Here is a 19,317-nt window from a genome sequence, read left to right as displayed (position 1 = left end):
CACATGGAAACCACCATCCTCTTTGCCCCGCTGGTGGGCGCGATCCTGTGCGGGTTCGGCTGGAAGTTCATAGGCGAGAAAGCCGCCATGTGGACCGCCACGGGCCTGCTGTTTCTGGCCTGTCTGCTGTCGTGGATCGTGTTCCTGACATTCGACGGCCACACCCAGCAGATCGAGATCATGCGCTGGATCGAAAGCGGCTCGCTGTCGACAAGTTGGGCCATTCGTCTGGACCGGCTGACCGCGATTATGTTGATCGTGGTGACGACCGTCTCGGCGCTGGTGCATCTGTATTCCTTTGGCTACATGGATCACGATCCGCAATGGCGCGAAGGCGAAAGCTATAAGCCACGCTTCTTTGCCTATCTGTCCTTCTTTACCTTTGCCATGCTGATGCTGGTGACAGCCGACAATCTGGTTCAAATGTTCTTTGGCTGGGAAGGTGTGGGCGTCGCGTCTTATCTGCTGATCGGGTTCTATTACCGCAAGCCAAGCGCCAATGCGGCGGCGATGAAGGCGTTTATCGTCAACCGGGTTGGGGACTTTGGCTTTGCGCTTGGTATCTTTGCGCTATTCCTGCTGACCGACAGCATCAATTTCTCGGACATCTTCGCCTCTGCCCCGGCATTGGCCGAAGAGAAGCTGCACTTCCTGTGGGGTGAATGGACCGCGATCGAGGTGATCTGCGTTCTGCTGTTCATCGGTGCGATGGGCAAATCGGCACAGTTGTTCCTGCACACCTGGTTGCCGGATGCGATGGAAGGTCCGACGCCTGTATCAGCCCTGATCCACGCCGCGACCATGGTGACTGCGGGTGTATTTTTGATCTGCCGCATGTCTCCGCTGATGGAGTTTGCGCCGGGTGCGACCGGGTTCATCACCTTCCTCGGCGCTTCGACGGCTTTCTTTGCAGCGACCGTGGGATTGGTTCAGACCGATATCAAACGTGTTATCGCCTATTCGACCTGTTCGCAGCTTGGTTACATGTTTGTGGCCGCAGGCGTTGGCATGTATTCGGCGGCGATGTTCCACCTGCTGACACACGCGTTTTTCAAGGCGCTGCTGTTCCTTGGGGCGGGTTCTGTGATCCACGCGATGCATCACGAGCAAGAGATGACGGAATATGGCGGGTTACGGAAGAAAATCCCTTATACGTTTTGGGCGATGATGATCGGTACGCTGGCTATTACCGGGGTTGGCATTCCGCTGACCACATTCGGTTTTGCCGGGTTCTTGTCCAAGGATGCCATCATCGAAAGCGCCTTTGCCGGAGGCACCGGCTATGCGTTCTGGATGCTGGTGATTGCGGCGGTATTTACGTCATTCTACAGCTGGCGTCTGATTTTCCTGACCTTCTATGGCGAGCCGCGCGGGGACAAGCACACGCATGACCATGCGCATGAAAGCCCGTTGGTCATGCTGGTTCCGCTGGGCGTTCTGTCGCTGGGTGCGGTTTTCGCCGGGATGATCTGGTATGGCAACTTTTTTGGCCACACCGACAAGGTCGGCCAGTTCTATGGCATTCCGGTTGCAGAGGCTTCGGTGGATGGCCACGCGGCAGAGGGCGCGCATGGGGACGATACCCATGCCGAAGATGATCACGGCGACGATACGCATGCGGATGCTGGTCACGCGGAGGACAGCCATGGTGAGAAGGACGCGCAGGGCGGCGATCACCATTATGCCTTTGTTGGAACGCCCGGAGAAGGCGCGCTCTACATCGCACCGGACAATCATGTGCTGGACGATGCGCATGCTGTTCCGAAATGGGTCAAGGTCTCACCCTTCGTTGCGATGCTGCTTGGTTTCATCGTGGCCTATTGGTTCTATATCGTGAATACGACGTTGCCCGCGCGCTTGGCAGCAAACCAGCGTCCGCTTTATCTGTTCCTGCTGAACAAATGGTACTTTGATGAGATCTATGACGCGATCTTCGTCAAACCTGCCTTGGCACTTGGGCGGTTCCTGTGGAAACGCGGCGACGGCAACACGATTGACGGTTTCCTGAACGGGGTAGCGATGGGCATCGTGCCATTCTTCACCCGCCTCGCAGGCAAGGCGCAGACTGGTTACATATTTACCTATGCCTTCTGGATGGTCCTGGGAATTGCTGCCCTGGTCACCTGGATGTCGATCGGCGGAGGCGCACACTAATGGACAATATCCTCTCGATCGTCACCTTCATCCCCGCAGCGGCGGCCGCCATACTGGCGCTGTTTCTGCAGGGCGACGACGCAGCCGCGCAACGCAATGCCAAATGGGTGGCCATGGTTGCGACGACGGTGACCTTCCTGGTCTCGGTTGGCATCTATACTGGCTTTGATCCTGAAAACACCGGCTTCCAGATGGTGGAAGAGGGCCAGTGGCTGATGGGTCTGAAATACAAGATGGGTGTGGATGGCATCAGCGTCCTGTTCGTGTTGCTGACCACTTTCATTATGCCGCTGACAATTCTGGCCAGCTGGAATGTGACAGACCGCGTCAAGGAATACATGATTGCTTTCCTGCTGCTGGAAACGCTGATGCTTGGCGTGTTCATGGCGCTGGACCTGGTGCTGTTCTACCTGTTCTTCGAAGCGGGTCTGATCCCGATGTTCCTGATCATCGGCATCTGGGGTGGTAAAGAGCGCATCTATGCCAGCTTCAAGTTCTTCCTCTACACGTTCCTTGGCTCTGTGCTGATGCTGGTGGCTATGGTTGCGATGTATGCGGATGCAGGCACGACGGATATCGAAGCGCTGATGGCGCATCATTTTTCGTCCGACAGCTTTACCGTTCTGGGCATCCATATCGTAGGCGGTATGCAGACGCTGATGTTCCTGGCGTTCTTTGCCTCATTTGCGGTGAAGATGCCGATGTGGCCGGTCCACACCTGGCTGCCGGATGCACACGTGCAGGCGCCGACCGCAGGGTCGGTCGTGCTGGCGGCGATCCTGTTGAAGATGGGTGGCTATGGCTTCCTGCGGTTCAGCCTGCCGATGTTCCCGGTGGGGTCGGCGGTGATGACCGATCTGGTGCTGTGGATGTCGGCCATCGCTGTGGTCTATACCTCGCTGGTTGCACTGGTGCAGGAGGACATGAAAAAGCTGATCGCTTATTCCTCGGTCGCGCATATGGGCTTTGTCACCATGGGCATCTTTGCGGCAAACCAGCAGGGGGTCGACGGAGCCATCTTCCAGATGCTCAGCCACGGGTTCATCTCGGCGGCGCTCTTCCTGTGTGTCGGCGTGATCTATGACCGGATGCACACCCGCGATATCGAGGCCTATGGCGGTCTGGTAATCCGGATGCCGGCCTACGCGCTGGTCTTCATGCTGTTCACCATGGCCAATGTTGGCCTGCCGGGCACCAGTGGGTTCATCGGAGAGTTCCTGACCCTGATGGGCGCATTCCAGGTCAATACCTGGGTGACTGCTGTGGCCGCGACTGGTGTTATCTTCTCGGCGGGATATGCTTTGTGGCTGTATCGTCGAGTCGTATTTGGGGATCTTATCAAAGAAAGCCTCAAGGCGATGACTGATATGAGCTCGCGCGAGCGGTTGATATTTGCCCCCCTGATCGTCATGACGATCCTGCTGGGTGTGTATCCATCGCTGGTAACAGATGTGATTGGCAACTCGACTGCCGCGCTGATTTCGAACTATGATACGGCTCTGGCCGCGGCTGAGACCGCGACCCAGACAGCCGCCTCGCATTAAGGAGGCTTTGGAGACATGATCCAGGCTGATCTGACAATTATCCTGCCAGAGATCGTTCTGGCACTATATGCGATGGCGGCATTGCTTGCGGCTGTTTACACCACCAAGGACGGGCTTGCGCCGACATTGGTCTGGGTGACAGCAGGGCTGATGGCGCTGCTGGCGTTCTGGATCGCCACCAATGGCGACGGAACGAACATCGCGTTTAACGGCATGTTCGTTGATGACGGATTCGCGCGCTTTGCCAAAGTGGCGATCCTGCTATCTGCCGCAGCCGTTTTGATGATGAGCCAGGACTATATGACCCGCCGCGGGTTGTTGCGTTTCGAATACCCTTTGCTGGTAGCGCTTGCCGCTGTCGGCATGATGATGATGGTCAGCGCGGGTGACCTGATGTCTCTGTATATGGGGCTCGAGCTGCAGTCGCTGGCACTTTACGTTGTGGCTGCGCTGCGTCGTGACAGCGCCAAATCCACCGAGGCTGGCCTGAAATATTTCGTTCTGGGCGCGCTTAGCTCGGGCTTGCTGCTGTATGGGGCTTCGCTTGTCTACGGCTTTACGGGTACCACGCTGTTCTCGGGCATCATTCAAACAGTTCACCACGGCGATGTGACCCTCGGGTTGCTGTTCGGGTTGATCTTCCTGATCTCGGGGCTCGCGTTCAAGGTTTCGGCTGTTCCGTTCCACATGTGGACACCGGATGTCTATGAAGGATCGCCCACACCAGTCACTGCCTTCTTCGCCACGGCGCCCAAAGTGGCCGCTATGGCCCTGTTTGCCCGCGTGTTGCACGACGCATTTGGAGGTGTCGTAAAGGACTGGCAGCAGGTGATCGTACTCTTGTCTGTTCTGTCTATGCTGTTGGGGGCCGTGGCTGCCATCGGACAACGCGACATTAAACGGCTGATGGCGTTTTCGTCGATTGCCCATATGGGGTATGCGCTGATCGGACTGGCGGCTGGGACCGAGCTGGGTATCAAGGCGATGCTGATGTATCTGGCGATTTACGTGACCATGAATGTCGGAACTTTCGCCTTTATCCTGATGATGGAACGGGACGGTAAACCTGTTACCGACATTGACGCTTTGCGCCAGTATTCCAAACGCGATCCGGGTAAGGCTCTGGCCGTGCTGATCCTGATGTTCAGCCTTGCCGGTGTTCCACCGATGCTTGGGTTCTTTGCGAAATTCGGCGTCTGGCAAGCGGGTATTGAGGCTGGCCTGACCGGTCTGGTTATCATGTCTGCCATCGCCTCGGTGATCGGTGCATTCTATTACCTACGGATCGTATACTATATGTATTTCGGTGCCGAGAATGACGACCCGATCGACGCAAATTCGTCTCCGGTTCTGTGGGTTGCTCTGATGGGGTCAGCTGCATTGATGTTGGTTGGCGTATTCTATCAGTTTGGGATTGAGGGCGCAGCGGCAGCTGCAGCGGCGACGCTTGTTAACTGATTTCGACCATTACCGGCGGCCTATTGTACTTGTGACATGAGTGATTGGCCGGATGGATATGGCCTGCATGTATTGCAAGAGGTCGATAGCACTCTGAACGAAGCCGCCCGGATCGCGCCGATGGCTCAGGGTCCGGTCTGGATCCTGGCGCACCGCCAGACACAGGCGCGCGGTCGGCGCGGACGGGTCTGGACAAACCCCGAGGGAAATCTTGCCGCAACGCTGCTGATGCGGCCCGCAGGACGCCCGGAACAGGCCGCTCTGCGCAGTTTTGTCGCTGCCTTGGCCCTGTTTGATGCATGTGTGGCGGTCACCGGACGCATATCGGGTTTGTCGCTAAAATGGCCCAATGATGTGTTGCTGAACGGTGGTAAGCTTGCGGGGATTCTGCTGGAAAGTACCGGGCAGGGGCGGGACGTCTCGCATTTGGCAATCGGCATTGGCGTCAATCTCGCGCAGGCACCGACTGCAGATAAAGTCGAACCAGGTGCGCTAAGGCCGGTTTCGCTGTTGTCCGAGACAGGGGCAGATGTCACCACCGAAGATTTTTTGACCGAGCTTGCATCGGCCTATGCGCGTTTCGAGGCCCAGTTTGTAACCTACGGGTTCGAACCCATCCGCGCTGCTTGGTTGTCCCGCGCAGCTAAGCTGGGCGAGGTCATCACCGCGCGTACTGTCACCACTGAGACGGTCGGGACCTTCGAAACGGTGGACGCAGGCGGTAACCTTGTCCTAAACACCGCGAAGGGCCGCGTCAGCATACCTGCGGCAGACGTATTTTTCTGAAAGGGGCACCAATGCTTCTAGCCATCGACTGCGGCAACACCAATACCGTTTTCTCGATTTGGGACGGTGAGGAATTCGTCTGCACGCTGCGCACTTCTACGCACCATGCCCGTACGGCAGATGCCTATTTCACCTGGTACTCTACGCTGGTCAAACATTATGAGATCCAAGCTGATATCACCGATGTGATTATCGCCTCGACCGTGCCGCGTGTGGTATTCAATCTGCGCGTCTTTGCGGACCGGTTCTTTGGCTGTCGCCCATTGGTCGTGGGCAAGCCGGAATGTCTGCTGCCTGTCAGCCCGCGCATAGACGAGGGTACGGTCCCTGGCCCGGATCGCCTGGCCAATGCTGCCGGGGCGTTTGAACGGCATGGCGGGGATGTGGTTGTTGTCGATTTTGGAACGGCCACCAACTTTGACGTGGTGTCTTCGGATGGAGCATATGTCGGAGGCATCATCGCTCCAGGTGTAAACCTGAGCCTTGAGGCGTTGCACCAGGGGGCCGCCGCGTTGCCGCATATCGACATCACACGTCCCGAAAAAGTGATTGGAACAAATACGGTTGGCTGCATTCAATCTGGCGTGTATTGGGGCTATTCCGGTCTGATCGAAGGGCTGATTGCCCGGATAAAGGCGGAATATGGCATGCCGATGAAAGTCGTGGGGACTGGGGGGCTTGCGCCTCTGTTCGATCAGGCAGATGTTGGGTTTGACGCTATAGAAGACGATTTGACGATGCACGGACTGACCGTGATCCATCGCTATAACAAGGAAAATGGCTCAACATGAGCAGTGAACGACTGATCTATCTGCCCCTGGGCGGGGCGGGCGAAATTGGGATGAATGCCTATGTCTATGGCTATGGCAAGCCGGGAAAGGAAAAGCTGATCCTTGTCGATCTTGGTGTAACCTTCCCAGATATGGACACAACACCCGGTGTCGACCTGATCCATGCCGATATCAACTGGCTAAAAGAACGTACCGACCGGCTTGAGGCGGTATTCGTCACCCATGCCCACGAAGATCATGTCGGCGCTGTGGCGCATTGCTATGACGACTTGGGCGCCCCGATCTATGCACGCGCCTTCACCGCAAATCTCGCGCGTCGCAAGATGGAAGAGAAAGCCCATCCGACAGACGCGGTTCAGACCCTGTCAGCCTGGCCTGAACAGGTGACGGTTGGCCCGTTTACAGTCGGGTTTTTGCCGGTCTCCCACTCGATCCCCGAAAGTGCGGCGCTTGTCATAGACTCGCCTGCGGGGCGGATCGTGCATACAGGTGATTTCAAGCTGGATGCCAACCCTGTGGTCGGCGAACCGTTTGATCAGGACCTGTGGGCCGAGGTTGCCAAGGACGGCGTGAAAGCATTGGTCTGCGACAGCACGAACGTGTTTTCAACGCATGCGGGCCGCTCGGAATCCGAAGTCGGGCCTGAGATCACCAAATTGGTCGAAAATGCCAAATCCATGGTGGTTGCGACGACTTTTGCCTCGAATGTCGCACGGGTGAAGACGCTGGCCGAGGCTGGGCAGCGCGCGGGACGCTCGGTCGTACTGTTAGGTCGTGCGATGCGGCGGATGATCGAGGCCGCGACGGAAACCGGTATTCTCGCGGATTTTCCCAAGGTTATCAGCGCCGAAGAGGCCGTAGATATCCCGCGCCAGAACCTGATGCTGATCGTAACCGGCAGCCAGGGTGAACGCCGTGCGGCCAGTGCCCAGCTTGCACGCGGTAAATACCGCGGGATCGAGTTGAAGGAAGGCGATCTGTTCCTGTTCTCGTCGAAGACGATACCGGGCAATGAGAAGGGCGTAATCTTCATCATGAACCAGCTCAGCGAAAAGGGCGTTGATGTGGTGGATGACAGCTCGGGTCTGTATCACGTCTCTGGCCATGCCAACCGGCCTGATCTGGAAAAAGTGCACGCCATAGTCAACCCACAGATGGTTATTCCCATGCATGGTGAACACCGACATCTGCGCGAACATGCTAAACTGGCCGAAGCGGGTGGTCGTACCGGGGTTGTGGCAGTCAATGGCACGATGCTGGATCTCAGCGGCAATGCCCCCAAGGTCGTCGACTACGTCGAGACAGGCCGAACTTATCTGGATGGAACCGTAAAGGTCGGAGCCTTGGATGGAGTTGTCCGCGACCGCATTCGCATGGCCTTGAACGGGCATGTGACCGTGACGGTTATTTTAGACGAAGAAGACGAACCGTTGGGTGAACCCTGGTGCGATACGATGGGCTTGGCCGAGACCGGAACATCGCGCGCAGCACTGGTCGAAGTTCTGGAAGAGGACCTGAACCAATTCCTCATGCGGGCGGATACCAAAACCCTGCGCGACGATGACAAGCTGGAAGAGGCATTGCGCCGGATCGTGCGTCAGACAGCAAAGACCGAGATCGGCAAAAAGCCCGAGGTGACCACGGTGATCAGCCGAATGAAGTAGGTTCGGCTAGAAGTCCTGTTCGGACATTGGATAGCCTTTGATCTGTAAGAACAGGCTTTGTTCTTCTTGATTGAGGAAGAACGGGACGCTTTGAGGTGGTTCGGGTCGTGTGACCCGGGCTGCAACTTCGGCCAGAACAACTTCGGTTATGAAGGGAAGATCAAGCTCGCGCGCCTTGTTCAACGGAACCCATTGCAGGTGAGACAACTCATCCGAAGCGCGGCCAAAGTCATCCAGATCGCCTTGCAGGGCGTCTGCATCTACCAAAAAGAATCGTGCATCAAACCGGCGCGTACGGCCGGGCGGGGTGACGGCGCGAAAAACAAACTGCAATGCCTGTGCAGAGGGCAGAAATCCTGCCTCTGCATAGCTTTGCCAGTCAATCGGCACCTCACCTGTCCAAGCGCCGGGAACTCCAAGCACCAGGCCGGTTTCCTCCCAGAGCTCGCGGATTGCGGCGGCCGCCAAAGCATTCTGCAGCCCGGGCGGAGACTGTTCAGCAAGCCGATCGCGGCAGAGCTGGGACATGTCAGCCGATAGCGGGACCAGGGCGTCCTCTGCGTCTACCGCGCCACCCGGAAACACGAATTTGTTCGGCATAAAAACGGCTTTTGCGCCCCTTTGACCCATCAAAATGGAAGGGTTCGACATCCGGTCCCGCAACACGATAACTGTTGCAGCGTCCCGTATAGCAGTTTTGTCCGTACTCATCTCAGGGCCGACCCAATCATTCCAGTCATCGGTCCGTTTCGAACCCATGCATCCGTCGTGCCCACTGATAGGCGACAACGGCCCCTTTCATTCGCGGTAGCAGGAACAGTGTCAAGGCTGTACATCCGAATGCAAAAATCAGGAACATGTTCAGCGGGTCAGGGCGCCACTGGACATAAGAGATGTGCAAAGCGGGCGCCAGCAGGTGACCGACCAACAGGATTGTCAGATAGGCTGGACCGTCATCCGCACGGTGATGAAACAGTTCCTGACCACAGCTGCTGCAGCTGTCATTCACCTTCAGGTAGCTGTGCAACAGCTTGCCTTCACCGCATTTTGGGCAGCGGCAACGGAAGCCTTTGATTAGCGCAGGCCGGGTTGGACGGTCGTTCTCGGATATTGTGTCGATCGTTTGATCTGTCATTTTGAAACTCGCGCATTCAGATTGCCCTGATATTGCGCTTGTTTTGCCCCACAGAAAAGGGGGGTGCGTCGCTTTGTGCCGCGATGAGATGTCCGGAAATTATGTGGTCGTTGGCAGTGAGCAACAGAAAAAAATTAAAATTGGGCGACGGAAACCGAAAACTGCACCGTTTTAACCTATGTGAGCAGCGACAAACCGGTCGCGAGAAACAAAGGAAAACGATATGAAAAGCGCGAAACTTATCCCGGCCATTCTGGTATCGGCCATTGCATTGACAGGCACAACCGCCTTGGCCGTCGGTCCGAAAGGCCGAGAGGACGTGACCTTTCAAGAGTTGGACCTGAACAATGATGGTCAGGTAACACAGGAAGAAATGCAAACCTATAGGCAACAGCGTTTCACCAATGCCGACACCAATGGCGACGGCATGCTGAGCGTCGACGAGATGCAAGCGGCTGGCCAGAAGAAGGCGAATGAGCGTGTGAATCAAATGTTCGAAAAGCACGACGCCAATCAGGATGGCCTCTTATCCGATGATGAGTTGCCCAAGCCGCGCCGTGCTGGCAAGATGTTTGACCGCATCGACGCGGACAAAAATGGCACGATCTCGGAACAGGAATTTGCCGATGCGAAAAACCGGATGGGCTGGCATCACAAAAAACGTGACAAGGCTGGCACCGACGACAGCTAATGAAGGATGCGGGACCTGAGTACCTCATCAACGGGGGCTCGCAGCCAAAGTCAGGCTGCGGGCGACCCTGGAGACGATGCATTGTTGCGGCGGTTCGCCGAGGGTGACGCTGATGCGGCACGCATTTTGACCGATCGGCTTGGGCCGCGCAGTTTTTCGGTGGCGCTCAGGCTGTTGAACGACCGGACCGAAGCCGAAGATGTCACACAGGAAGCCATGATGCGCCTATGGAAGATGGCGCCGGATTGGGTTGCTGGACAGGCAAAGGTGTCGACTTGGCTTTACCGGGTCACTCTGAACCTGTGTGTCGATATTCGGCGGAAGAAATCGGCGGACAGTCTTTCTGATGTTGCCGAACCTGAAAGCGATGCGATCAGTGCAACCGAACACCTTCAGGATGCCGCTAGGTTGGACGCACTGCAGTTCGCGTTGGCGCAACTTCCGGATCGGCAACGTCAGGCTGTTGTCTTGCGCCACATCGAAGAGTTGCCCAATCCCGAAATCGCGGGAATCATGGATATTTCCGTCGAAGCTGTAGAGAGTCTGACAGCTCGGGGAAAGCGGGCACTGGCACAGCAGTTAGCCGCAAGAAGAGACGAGTTGGGATATGCCGATGGATGAGAATAGCGACCTGAATCACCTGTTTTTACGTGCTCGTCAAGAAAATGAGCCGTTACCCGATGCACTCGCCCTTCGTATTCTGGCCGATGCGGAAACCGTTCGTTTGCAAAGGCTTCAGAAATCACCCCAAGGGTTCTGGGCACAGGCATTGGATAGTTTCTTTGGCTGGCAGGGGATGGGAGGTCTGGCGGCCGCGGGCATTGCTGGCATCTGGATTGGATTGACTGCCCCGGCCTTTTTGCCCGATCCGGCGACGTTGCTTTATTCGCAATCCTCTGGATTTGAGGTTGCGGATATGGATCTGAATACAATCTTCCTGGAGGAAGGCGAATGAGCGAACAGTCAAAACCTAAACGCCGGTGGATGCCTGTCCTGCTGATCGTGTCCCTTGCTATCAATCTGCTAGTCATCGGTGCGGTTGTTGGCACGGCGCTGCGCGTCAGAAACAATGACCACGTCAAAACCCCTCCGGGATTTGGATCGGCGCTTTATCGCGCGCTTCCCAAGCATGAACGCCAGGCGATGCGGGCCGAGCTTTCGGGCCTGCACCGCCAAGGTGTCGATCATCGGACGGCGGATTTTCAAGCCCTTGGCGACGCACTTCGTGCCGAACCCTTCGCGGTTGACGCTGTAGAGACTTTGTTGGGTCAGCAGGCGCAGGTGATGTCAGAGATGCAGTCTGCTTTGCAGGAACAGTGGCTGATCCGTGTGTCAGCCATGAGCCCGAAAGAACGCGTCGAATACGCTGATCGTCTGGAAGATGTGGTGCACCGAAAATCGAAAGCGGGCAGAAAACGCGACTGACCGGATCAGGCTGCGTGATTCTGGACCATGACCTGATTGCGTCCCGCCTTTTTCGCAGCATACAGGGCCGTATCCGCAGATTTTATCATGTTGTCCAATGGTGCGGGTGGGATACCCTGGCGAAACGTGTTGTCATCGGCTGTAATGAGGCCGATGCTGATTGTCACTGCGATTGGTTCGGCGGCCTCGGATAGGTCAAATGGACACTGACAGATGTCGTCGCAGACGGTTCGTGCGATCCCCAATGCCCGCGGCCCCGTAGTTTCAGGCAGACCGATCAAGAATTCTTCGCCCCCAATCCGTGCCACAAAGCCGTCAGAACCAATGGAATTGCGCATGCGCTTGGCTGTTTCGATCAAGACCTGATCGCCTCCGGCATGGCCAAACTTGTCGTTGATTGATTTGAAATGGTCCAGATCGGCCACCATCACGGTAAAACCGCGCCCGGTCTGCGCAGACTGCCGGGCGATTTGCTTCAATGCTCGCATTGCATAGCGGCGGTTATGCAGGCCGGTCAGTGGATCCACCCAGGATTCCGCGACGCCACGCCGCAAAGAATCCCGCATCTGGTCAATTCGGCTTTTGCGGGCAAGCTGGTTATCAAGCCGCAACAGAGTTTCACGGGGGCAGAACCCCGCCATACAGATGGCATCCGCGCCACGATCCAGCGCTTCGGCAGCCAGAGACGCGTCATCCTTTCTCAAGATGCCGATCAGCACTGTGTGCCGTGTTGCCCCGCGCGATTTCAAATCCGCCAGAATACTCAGGCCTGAAGATTCGCCATCAATTTCGACAATAATCGCGTCCGGGATGGGGCCGGAAAGCAGGCGGTGAAGGTTCGATATCGTGTGAATTGACAGACTGTGATGCGTATGTTCGGACAGCGCCTTCTGCCAAAGCGCCCCGGTTTTAGCGGATTGCGTCAGTAGGGCGGCGCGCGCAGCTTTGGGTGGCGTAGCAAAGGCGCTTGTCGCTTCGGCAAATCCCAAACATGGCGATCCGCTATTGTCTTGCAATTCCTGCGTATCGGCGCGTGCCCTTAGCAAGCTGCGAACCCGAGCTAGCAACAACGTGTCCTTGAACGGGTGCGCCAATACATCGTCCAACCCATCTGACAATGCCCTCAACCTTGCGGATTTGTCGTTTTGCGGCGCGATAGCGACAATGGGAATATCCGCCAGATCCGGGTCGGCCATTACCACTTTCTTGACATCAGCCGCCGTTCCATCCGGCAATGACTGCGCGGTTAAAATTAAATCGGGGCGCACACGTTTCAGCAGCCCATCAAGACCCCGCAGATTTTCCCCCTGTGCGACGTGATACCAGGCCGCGGTAAGCTGTACCTTCAGCATAATTCGATTGGTTGAGGTCCCGTCCAGGACAAGGATCGTTCCTTGCACCGACATATCAGTCACCGTTGATTGCATGCGTTGCTAAAGTGTTTATGACTCTGGTTAACAAACCCTTTCCAATATCAGATCAGGGGATTCTTTATGCCAATTTCCGCTCAATCCGCCGAAACGCTGGCGCTGAATGCCCTTGCCTGGCTTGTGGGCAATGATGACCTGCTGCCTGTATTTCTGGGTTCGACGGGGGCTTCGGTGCAGGACATAAAAGACAGGGCAGCAGAGCCGGAGTTTCTGGGCTCTGTTCTGGATTTTCTAATGCTTGACGATTCGTGGGTAGTCGAGTTTTGTGACGTCAATTCTGTGCCGTATGATCAGCCGGGCCAGGCCCGCGCCTTGTTGTCCGGCGGCGCGGAAGTTCATTGGACCTGAAAGCCTACCGGGCAGGAGTTTCACAATGCCAATCCAAGCCATCCTGTTCGACAAAGACGGTACCTTGTTCGATTTCGCGGAAACCTGGGGCACGTTCGGGCGCAATTTTTTACTGCGAGTGACGAACGGAGATCATGCCCGTGCGGCCGAGCTTGGGCAGGTGATCGGCTTTGACCTCGAACAGGTTGCCTATTCTGAGGACAGTGTTGTCATAGCGGGCACCGTCGAAGAAATCGCCGAGGTTCTAGAGCCGCACCTCCCGGAAATGCCGCGCGAAGAGTTGGTGGATCTGTTGAATGCCGAGTCGGCCTCATCTCCGCAAGCCCAGGCCGTTCCACTTATCCCGTTCCTTGAGGGGCTGCGTGAGGCAGGGCTGAAACTGGGTGTTGCGACCAATGACGGAGAGATGCCCGCATCCGAGCATCTTTCGTCTGCAGGAATCCGCGAACATTTCGATTTTGTCGCCGGTTATGACAGTGGGCACGGATTCAAGCCAGGCCCGGGTCAACTCTTCGCCTTTGCACAGCATGTGGGGGTAAACCCAGAAAACATAGCAATGGTGGGCGACAGCCTGCATGATCTGCAGGCCGGACGGGCAGCAGGTATGAAGACGATCGGGGTTCTGACGGGTCTGGCGCGTGCAGAAACGCTCGAAGCGATGGCCGATGTCGTCTTGCCAAACATCGGACATATACCTGCTTGGTTGTACGAAAATGCGTGATCGGGCTGTGAATTCGGCGGTTCAGACGTCGAAACCGACATAGCCTGTCGCAGACAGAGCGGCCAACAGTACGCGTTCGGGGCTTGCTTCTAGAAAGCCAAGTTCCGAGGAGTGTCCAATGGCCGACAAGAAAGCACGCAGAGGTCGCAGCGGAGGACGGGCCGGTGCCGCCGAGAGACGGGGCGCAGCGGTTATTGATCAGATGCCGTGGAGCCCTCCGATCAACACCGACAAACCAACCGAACCGTTGGACGAGATTGGCGTCGCGGCGATCCACGAGGGCGCAATGCGGATTCTCGAAGAGATCGGGATCGAGTTCTACAACGAAGAGGCAATCGGAATCCTGCGTGAGGCCGGATGTACGATCAACGGCGACAACGTTCGAATGGGCCGGGACTTTGTCATGGAAATGGTGCGTAAAGCCCCATCCACCTTTACCATCACACCGCGTAATCCCGACCGCGCAATCGAGATCGGGGGCAAAAACCTGCTGTTCGGAAATGTGTCGTCCCCGCCGAACTACTGGGATATGGAGATTGGCACCAAGGTACCGGGAAATCGCGAGATGTGCCGGAACCTGTTGAAGTTGACGCAGTATTTCAACTGTATCCATTTTGCCGGCGGATACCCGGTCGAGCCAGTGGATATACATGCCAGCGTCCGGCATCTGGATGTTCTCTACGACAAGCTGACTCTGACCGATAAGGCGATGCATGCCTATTCGCTGGGCAAGGAACGCGTCGAAGACGTCATGGAAATGGTGCGGATCGCAGGGGGTCTGAGCCATGAAGAATTCGAAGCCAAGCCGAGGATGTATACCAACATCAACTCGACCTCGCCGTTGAAGCACGATCAGCCCATGATCGACGGTTGCCTGAGGTTGGCGCGGCGCGGGCAGGCGATTGTTGTGACGCCGTTCACCTTGGCCGGGGCGATGGCCCCCGTCACAATGGCCGGTGCAGTAGCGCAATCCCTGGCTGAGGCGCTGTGCGCGATTGCATTGTTCCAATATGTGCGACCAGGGATTCCTTGTGTCATCGGTACGTTCACCTCGAATGTGGATATGAAATCTGGTGCTCCGGCTTTTGGAACGCCGGAATACATGCGGGCGACACAGATGACCGGCCAGATGGCCCGATTTTATGACCTGCCCCTGCGGTCTTCGGGTGTCTGCGCGGCAAACGTTCCGGATGGCCAATCTGTGTGGGAGACCTCGAACTCATTATGGGCGGCGGTGCAATCGGGCACCAACATGGTCTATCACGCTGCAGGTTGGCTTGAGGGTGGCCTGATCGCAAGCCCTGAAAAGTTCATTATGGATTGCGAGATATTGCAGCAAATTCAGCGGTATATGCAGCCGGAATTGACGGCAACCGGCCCTGACGAGATTGCTCTGGATGCGATCCGGTCAGTCGGCAATGACGGGCATTTCTTTGGCATTCAGCACACTCAGGATCGCTATACCACAGCGTTTTATCAGCCGTTTCTGAGTGACTGGAAGAACTATGAGGGTTGGGAAGTCGCAGGAGGCGTCTGGACCGCTGAGCGCGCGCATCACATGTTCAAGGAAATCATCACCAGCTTTGAAGCTCCGGCAATGGATGAGGGCATCCGGGAAGAGCTTGCCGACTTTGTCGCACGACGCAAAACCGAAGGCGGAGCGCCGACAGATTTCTAGCGTAATCTCAGTCACTTCCACTTCGATACTTGCGTGAATTCTATGCGGTGACGCCCGCGTGTTGGGTGTTTGTTAACAAATTTCAGAGCACACTGCGTGAGAAACCAATTTGAGGTCTCTCATGCATGGTCTGATCAACCGGGCGATTCAATCCTTTGTTGCGGTGGCCTACGGGCAGCCGTGCTGGATGCGCGTGATGGATTCAGCCGAACTGGGCTTTGCCGAGTTCGAGGCCATGCTTGTTTACGACGATGATATTACCGAGCAGGTATTGGATGAGGTATGCACGGTCCTGAAACGTTCACGCAGTGACGTTCTTGAAGATCTGGGAACGTACCTTGTGTCTCATCCCAACATGGAAGACCTGCGCCGTCTGTTGCGATTTGGCGGTGTCAGCTATCTGGAATTTCTCCATTCGCTTGATGATCTGTCTGACCGTGTCAGATTGGCCGTATCGGATCTAAATCTTCCGGCACTTGAATTGCACGAGCTTTCACCGACGGAATACAGATTGTCCTGCCATCCAGGTCTGCCTGGGTTTTCAAGCGTCATGGTTGGCGTATTGCGCGCGATGGCTGATGATTACGGGGCTCTGGCCATGTTGTCGCATGAGGGCCAGCAGGGTGAGATCGAGTTTATCTCAATCGTTCTGGTAGAAAGCGCTTTTTCAGAAGGTCGGCATTTTGATTTAGGGGCGCGAAAAGCATGATGAACGCGAATTATCTGGGAGAGCTTTTACAAACCCTGTGTCCGATGTTTTTGCTGGTGAACGAGGATGGGAAAGTGACCCGCGTCGGATCAACCTTGCAAAAGCTGCGCCCTGAAAAGCCGATGGAAGGTCAAAGCTTTCTGGATATCTTTGAGCTGCTTCGCCCCAGAGCGGTGACTACGGTTTCAGGCTTGATGTCCCAGGCGGGCACCAAATTGCACCTCAGGTTTCACGACGCCCCGCGCACCGCATTGAAGGGCCTTATCGCTCCGCTGCCCGAAGGTAAGGGGGCGGTCATCAATCTGTCTTTCGGAATATCGATTTTGGATGCGGTCCGGGACTATGCCCTGACCAGTGCGGATTTCTCGGGCACTGATCTGGCGATCGAATTATTGTATCTGGTCGAGGCGAAATCGGCAGCGATGGAGGCGTCCAGATCTCTGAACCTGCGCCTTCAAGGGGCGATGCTTGCCGCCGAGGAAAAGGCATTTACAGATACACTGACAGGGCTGAAAAATCGCCGGGCGATGGATGTTCTATTGGATCACATGATCTCGTCCAAATCTCCATTCGCGCTGATGCATCTGGATCTTGATTTTTTCAAATCGGTCAATGACCAATTCGGGCATGCCGCAGGCGACTATGTGTTGCAACAGGCGGCGCGGATCATGGGTGAGGAAATCCGCGGAGACGATACAGTGGCGCGTGTCGGCGGGGACGAATTTGTAATTATATACAAAGGATTGACGGACGAGGGTGTTCTCTCTGCAATCGCCAGCAGGCTGATCGAACGGCTGCGGGAACCGATGATGTTCGACAACGTGTCGTGCCAGGTTTCAGCCAGTATAGGCACGGCGCTTTCGACCCAGTTTCCATCGCTTAAACCGGCTGAGATTTTGCATGCGGCAGACCTTGCCCTGTATGCGGCCAAGCGAAATGGCCGGTCTCGCCACTGTCTATATTCGCAGCTTGTGGATCACTCACACAGATAGGTTTCCCCCTAAAGGAACCGGCAAAGTGTATGTGGTCAGACGACTCTACTTCGATGGAGAAAAAGCTTTGAGAACGGACGCTATGTGTTGCTGCACCAGTGGCAGTTCACCCACAACCGGTAAAACCTGTCCCTTGAACTTGGCCTTGCTTAATTCTTGCGGCACATCCTCAAGAACATGGCCACCCGTGCAGGCAAAAAATGGCAAACACAGGGTTTGGGCGCCGGTTCCTGCGGCGGCCACAGAAATCGAAGGGGCCTCTTCGACAAACCCAAGGCGCAGGGATCCAAGTGGTATCAGTTGCAACAAAGCGTCGCCGAATGCCGTTGCAACGGCGGAAGGGTTTCTGCTGCGGCCCGATCCATGCGCAGCGATCACAAGGTCCGTTTCTTGTGACCGCCAGTCTTTGTCCTGCAGCGTTCCCTCAAGGGTTTGCGCGACCAAATGGGGCAATTTCGGGTCCGCGCCCAAGGGATCCAGAATAGGGTTTCGGCGGTCACCAATACGTTTCGGCAGCACATCTGTGACAAACCACCCTTTGGCCATGAATAGGGGATAGATGACGGCGTTGCCGGGAATCTTGTCCAGTGCGCTGTCAAGTGCCCCAGGGGCTGCCAGCGTTGCAGAATGAACCGAAACACCGGCACACAGGGCATTTACATCGGCCGCATAAGCCGCCAAGACCGCTTCGGCTGGTTCTGGGTCAGAAGGTTGGCCATGGGTAACGATAAGGGCGTGTGTCATAAATCTGTCCTGTCCACTTTAGCGATAGGTGCGCCGCGTCGTGTAAAAGTCAATCCGCCTGCCGCACCGTCAGCCCAATAGGGTCAGCCAAAACCAGACGCTCAGGATAGATACTGCCGTACCCAACAGAACAGAGGATGCAGCAACCCGTTTGGCGCGGCCATAGATGTTTGCAAAGATATAGGCGTTGAAACCAGGGGCCATGGCGGCTGTCATCACTCCGGACCGGAATAGATCCTGTGGCAGTCCAAGGGTGGATCCGAAAAGCCAGAAAAGGCTCGGGTGCAGCAGCAGAGAAACGCCGCAGACAAAGGCGATCGCCCTTAGGTCACCTTCGGGTCTGTATTTAACCAGAACGCCCCCAAGCGCGAACAGCGCGCCGGGAAGGGCCGCGCGGGTCACCAGGCCAAGGGCATCATCCACAACGGCTGGCACGCCGAGCCCGGACAGATTTACGATGAAACCCAGTGAGATCCCGACAATCAGAGCGTTGCGAAACATCGCGGTCAGGACCGAGCGAACCATTCGCGATCCTCCGTGGCCTCGGTTCCGGATCACCTCCATTACCGTGATGCCTAGGCCGTAACAAAACGGCGAGTGAAAGGCGATGACGGCATAATTGCCCGTAAGGCTTTCAGGGCCATAAGCCCGTTCAGTAATCGGCAATCCCAGCAGGACGGAATTGGAGAACAGGCAGCAAAAACCGATTGCGACGCAATCTTCCCATTCGCGGTTGAAGATCAGTCGCGCGCCGAACAGGCCGGCACAAAAGCAAAGCGCCGCAGCAGAGTAAAAGCTGATCAACAGCTTGGGATCAAAACTGACACTGAGGTCGAGATGTGAAATCGCAAGAAACAGAAGGCAGGGGATTGCAAAACCCTGAGTGAACTTCATCAGGCCATCAATGTGGTTTTCCTTGAAGTATCCAAGAAGAGTGGAGACGTAACCTGCTCCAATAACAAGAAAAACTGGAAGGATGACTTCAATGAGATTTTGCAACATGTCAGCGTTCCGCAACAGTTATTCGCGCGGGAAAGGATATCTGCA

20 protein-coding genes are annotated in these 19,317 nt (G+C 56.2%); 15 read left to right on the top strand and 5 right to left on the bottom strand.

The genetic code is table 11. The features are described from left to right. The first annotated feature begins 3 nt into the window (after nt 1-3). Genes nuoL through AC2FHX_RS10020 form a run of 6 tightly spaced genes read left to right on the top strand, consistent with a single transcriptional unit; the run spans nt 4 to nt 8,397 of the window. Nucleotides 4-2,154, top strand: a complete 2,151-nt coding sequence (nuoL, locus tag AC2FHX_RS10045; RefSeq protein WP_282021421.1) for an NADH-quinone oxidoreductase subunit L — start codon at nt 4-6, stop codon at nt 2,152-2,154. Continuing rightward, nucleotides 2,154-3,698 carry an NADH-quinone oxidoreductase subunit M gene (locus AC2FHX_RS10040; RefSeq protein ID WP_142634872.1) on the top strand — a complete coding sequence of 515 codons (1,545 nt, stop codon included), beginning with the start codon at nt 2,154-2,156 and terminating at the stop codon, nt 3,696-3,698. Before nuoL ends, AC2FHX_RS10040 begins: the two co-directional genes overlap by 1 nt. Before the next feature lie 15 nt (nt 3,699-3,713). Continuing rightward, complete coding sequence (gene nuoN / locus AC2FHX_RS10035; protein ID WP_496689762.1) at nt 3,714-5,156, top strand: NADH-quinone oxidoreductase subunit NuoN; 1,443 nt, start codon at nt 3,714-3,716, stop codon at nt 5,154-5,156. 36 nt (nt 5,157-5,192) lie between these two features. Continuing rightward, a complete protein-coding gene (locus tag AC2FHX_RS10030; RefSeq protein WP_496690841.1) occupies nt 5,193-5,942 on the top strand; it encodes a biotin--[acetyl-CoA-carboxylase] ligase in 750 nt (249 codons plus the stop codon). 11 nt (nt 5,943-5,953) lie between these two features. Beyond that, on the top strand, nt 5,954-6,733 hold the full coding sequence (locus tag AC2FHX_RS10025) for a type III pantothenate kinase (protein WP_271950166.1): 780 nt from the start codon (nt 5,954-5,956) through the stop codon (nt 6,731-6,733). Continuing rightward, the gene (locus AC2FHX_RS10020; protein ID WP_496701752.1) at nt 6,730-8,397 is read left to right on the top strand and encodes a ribonuclease J; all 1,668 of its coding nucleotides are present in this window, start codon (nt 6,730-6,732) and stop codon (nt 8,395-8,397) included. Before AC2FHX_RS10025 ends, AC2FHX_RS10020 begins: the two co-directional genes overlap by 4 nt. 6 nt (nt 8,398-8,403) lie before the next feature. On the opposite strand, the gene AC2FHX_RS10015 is transcribed toward AC2FHX_RS10020, so the two are convergent. Then, a complete protein-coding gene (locus AC2FHX_RS10015) occupies nt 8,404-9,108 on the bottom strand; it encodes an NUDIX hydrolase (RefSeq protein ID WP_496691038.1) in 705 nt (234 codons plus the stop codon). 25 nt (nt 9,109-9,133) lie between these two features. Then, nucleotides 9,134-9,532 carry a DUF983 domain-containing protein gene (locus AC2FHX_RS10010; RefSeq protein WP_142634860.1) on the bottom strand — a complete coding sequence of 133 codons (399 nt, stop codon included), beginning with the start codon at nt 9,530-9,532 and terminating at the stop codon, nt 9,134-9,136. 223 nt (nt 9,533-9,755) lie between these two features. On the opposite strand from AC2FHX_RS10010, the gene AC2FHX_RS10005 reads away from it, so the two are divergent. Genes AC2FHX_RS10005 through AC2FHX_RS09990 form a run of 4 tightly spaced genes read left to right on the top strand, consistent with a single transcriptional unit; the run spans nt 9,756 to nt 11,648 of the window. Beyond that, nucleotides 9,756-10,223, top strand: a complete 468-nt coding sequence (locus AC2FHX_RS10005; protein WP_496701754.1) for an EF-hand domain-containing protein — start codon at nt 9,756-9,758, stop codon at nt 10,221-10,223. Nucleotides 10,224-10,229: 6 nt separating this feature from the next. Continuing rightward, nucleotides 10,230-10,844 carry an RNA polymerase sigma factor gene (locus AC2FHX_RS10000; protein WP_496701756.1) on the top strand — a complete coding sequence of 205 codons (615 nt, stop codon included), beginning with the start codon at nt 10,230-10,232 and terminating at the stop codon, nt 10,842-10,844. Next, nucleotides 10,837-11,178, top strand: a complete 342-nt coding sequence (locus tag AC2FHX_RS09995) for a hypothetical protein (RefSeq protein WP_281972823.1) — start codon at nt 10,837-10,839, stop codon at nt 11,176-11,178. Before AC2FHX_RS10000 ends, AC2FHX_RS09995 begins: the two co-directional genes overlap by 8 nt. Further along, nucleotides 11,175-11,648: a periplasmic heavy metal sensor gene (locus tag AC2FHX_RS09990; protein ID WP_496701758.1), complete on the top strand. Its 474-nt coding sequence runs from the start codon at nt 11,175-11,177 to the stop codon at nt 11,646-11,648. The genes AC2FHX_RS09995 and AC2FHX_RS09990 overlap by 4 nt, the downstream gene beginning before the upstream one ends. A gap of 5 nt (nt 11,649-11,653) precedes the next feature. Here AC2FHX_RS09990 and AC2FHX_RS09985 read toward each other — a convergent pair whose 3' ends face one another. Beyond that, nucleotides 11,654-13,054 (bottom strand): diguanylate cyclase, encoded by a 1,401-nt coding sequence (locus AC2FHX_RS09985; protein ID WP_496701760.1) that lies wholly within the window; start codon nt 13,052-13,054, stop codon nt 11,654-11,656. Between the two features lie 87 nt (nt 13,055-13,141). Here AC2FHX_RS09985 and AC2FHX_RS09980 point away from each other — a divergent pair, with 87 nt between their 5' ends. The 5 genes from AC2FHX_RS09980 to AC2FHX_RS09960 all read left to right on the top strand — a co-directional run bounded on the left by AC2FHX_RS09980 (nt 13,142) and on the right by AC2FHX_RS09960 (nt 17,526). Continuing rightward, nucleotides 13,142-13,426, top strand: a complete 285-nt coding sequence (locus tag AC2FHX_RS09980; RefSeq protein WP_142634849.1) for a DUF3572 domain-containing protein — start codon at nt 13,142-13,144, stop codon at nt 13,424-13,426. A gap of 25 nt (nt 13,427-13,451) precedes the next feature. Beyond that, nucleotides 13,452-14,147, top strand: coding sequence for an HAD family hydrolase (locus AC2FHX_RS09975; protein WP_271950155.1), 696 nt, complete (start codon nt 13,452-13,454; stop codon nt 14,145-14,147). 118 nt (nt 14,148-14,265) lie between these two features. Next, nucleotides 14,266-15,825: a trimethylamine methyltransferase family protein gene (locus AC2FHX_RS09970; protein ID WP_496690834.1), complete on the top strand. Its 1,560-nt coding sequence runs from the start codon at nt 14,266-14,268 to the stop codon at nt 15,823-15,825. A gap of 121 nt (nt 15,826-15,946) precedes the next feature. Then, nucleotides 15,947-16,534, top strand: coding sequence for a heme NO-binding domain-containing protein (locus AC2FHX_RS09965; protein WP_496701762.1), 588 nt, complete (start codon nt 15,947-15,949; stop codon nt 16,532-16,534). Continuing rightward, nucleotides 16,531-17,526 (top strand): diguanylate cyclase domain-containing protein, encoded by a 996-nt coding sequence (locus AC2FHX_RS09960; protein ID WP_496701764.1) that lies wholly within the window; start codon nt 16,531-16,533, stop codon nt 17,524-17,526. Before AC2FHX_RS09965 ends, AC2FHX_RS09960 begins: the two co-directional genes overlap by 4 nt. 45 nt (nt 17,527-17,571) lie before the next feature. Here the strand turns inward: AC2FHX_RS09960 and AC2FHX_RS09955 are convergent, their stop codons facing one another. Together AC2FHX_RS09955 and AC2FHX_RS09950 are read right to left on the bottom strand one after the other, a co-directional pair. After that, a complete protein-coding gene (locus AC2FHX_RS09955; protein ID WP_496701766.1) occupies nt 17,572-18,270 on the bottom strand; it encodes a CbiX/SirB N-terminal domain-containing protein in 699 nt (232 codons plus the stop codon). A gap of 69 nt (nt 18,271-18,339) precedes the next feature. After that, a complete protein-coding gene (locus AC2FHX_RS09950; protein ID WP_142634838.1) occupies nt 18,340-19,272 on the bottom strand; it encodes an AEC family transporter in 933 nt (310 codons plus the stop codon). Between the last annotated feature and the right edge of the window lie 45 nt (nt 19,273-19,317).

This window comes from Ruegeria sp. CDSC042 (assembly GCF_059610745.1).
This window is presented reverse-complemented; position numbering and strand designations above follow the sequence as displayed.